The 1,740-nt window shown below is 48.2% G+C and carries 4 protein-coding genes; all 4 read right to left on the bottom strand.

Annotated features, from left to right (window positions below; all coding sequences use genetic code 11):
- Positions 1-432, bottom strand: a 432-nt coding sequence (locus EBS11_RS28235; RefSeq protein ID WP_290608838.1) for a hypothetical protein, incomplete at its 3' end; no start/stop codon positions are given.
- A gap of 8 nt (positions 433-440) precedes the next feature.
- Entirely contained in the window at positions 441-1,142 is a 702-nt protein-coding gene (locus tag EBS11_RS28240; RefSeq protein WP_290608840.1) for a hypothetical protein, read from the bottom strand.
- Entirely contained in the window at positions 1,129-1,389 is a 261-nt protein-coding gene (locus EBS11_RS28245; RefSeq protein WP_290608841.1) for a hypothetical protein, read from the bottom strand. Before EBS11_RS28245 ends, EBS11_RS28240 begins: the two co-directional genes overlap by 14 nt.
- A 26-nt stretch (positions 1,390-1,415) precedes the next feature.
- On the bottom strand, positions 1,416-1,697 hold the full coding sequence (locus EBS11_RS28250; protein WP_290608843.1) for a hypothetical protein: 282 nt from the start codon (positions 1,695-1,697) through the stop codon (positions 1,416-1,418).
- Positions 1,698-1,740: the final 43 nt, after the last annotated feature.

Raw genomic sequence — 1,740 nt, forward strand, 5'->3', positions numbered from 1 at the left:
ACAGGTTTTAATCATGGCATCGAGGAGAGTGTGAGGGATTAAGATCGTCTCGCTGGATGTGTGAGCGAGCGGGGCCTTGAAGAGTCGGTAGGCATTGGAGCAGACAAGTGAGTTTTGTCCGCCGATGAGAGCTGTCCCGTTGGCGTAAAAACGAACATCGTCCATTTCACCGAATTGCATTGCACGCTTGAAAATGGCGAGCGACGAACGGAGGATCTCCGTCCCGATTGGAGCGAGATGATTAGGCGAATGGACACCTAGGGAATCACATCGGTAGGCATCGAGTTTTTTTGCCTGGGTGGAATCAATCAGAGTGGAGTTTTGAGGGTCAAAATTGACGTTTTGAACACGGACGTTTTTATTTTCGATGCACACACGGCCGTTGATATCCCGGAACACTCTGGACGATTTTTTGATGATTTTATTCAGCATTGGACACCTCAAAACAAAACAGGATGGACGATCACAGTCTCACCCGTTTTGAGCTTAATTTTTGCCGATTTTTCGTCGATCTCTATCACATGATCGATATCGTCGTTGAGTTTTCCCGTCGGCCATGAGTGATATCCCTGATACCACTCCTCACTGAGAGTCAGTGTCTGATCATCGGTGAGAGGCTGTCCGTTTTGGTCGACACCCTCAGAGATGCAAAATCCGGCGACGAACGACCAGACGATATCTCCGATGGGCTCAACACATACGGGCCGGGTGTAGCCTCCTCTCACGTCGCATCCATTATGAGACTGGATGAAAATCAATTCAGGATCAGAAAAATCATCCTGATACAAAAATGAGATCTGGAGTGTCTGGTCAAGATCGTTTTCTTCATTATAGGTGTTAATCGTCTCAATTTTGAGTCCGAGTTTTTCGGCGTACGCGTCTAGGCATCCGAGCCAACAGTGATCCTGAGTTTTGGCAAAACGGAGAAATTTTTGTGTCTCGGATCGTCGGTATCTGTAGGCATCGGAGAGAAAATGGGGAGTGGAGATCGTCGCTGAGATCTCGTTTTTGTAGACAGAGAGGCTCACCGGAATTTTTGGGAGTGTTTTTTCGTAGTGGTATCCGTATGCCATCCCGGAATCGCAAATGTGAGATCCGGTGTTTTGGCGACAGAGTTTTGCGAAAAAATCATTTGCTCTCATTGGACACCTCCCATTCAATCCGTCCGAACGGACGGCCATTTCGTTCGGTTAATTCGATGGCAAAATCGTGAAATGCGATGTCGGAAAACGAGCGGACGCGGGTTGTTTTATGGATGATTCCGTTTTCTTTTAGGAGCCTCAGGACGGCTTGGTGGCTCTCCGGAATTTTTCCGGTGAGTGAATAGCGGGACACGTCGTTAACGTCCCATCCATCACGGGCATTGCCCCAGACGTCCCAGTAATTCACGAAAATTATTAGGTTCATTGGACACCTCACTGATTTTTAGGGTCATTGACGTAGCGAGAGAAACACTCTTCATAGCCGGACAAAAACTCAAAATCGGAACACTCGCCATTAGCGTTTTCGTAGCGCCTCGCCATTCGGAGCGCGTAGCGGTGAGCCATGAGGGAATTGAAGGGCCAGAGCGATTGATCCTCTGATGCCTGGATTAAGAGGACACGTTTTATTTGAGCGCGGGTGAGAGAGAGATCGTCCAGGCATGTGATCGGACGTCCTCGGATATCGTCGGCGATTTTTTTGAGATTGATTTTCATTGGACACCTCCTCAATTTTGTCGGTAGACGAAATGCAAAACGC

The sequence above is a fragment of the Janthinobacterium sp. genome, assembly GCF_009923995.1.
Lineage (GTDB): Bacteria > Pseudomonadota > Gammaproteobacteria > Burkholderiales > Burkholderiaceae_D > Janthinobacterium.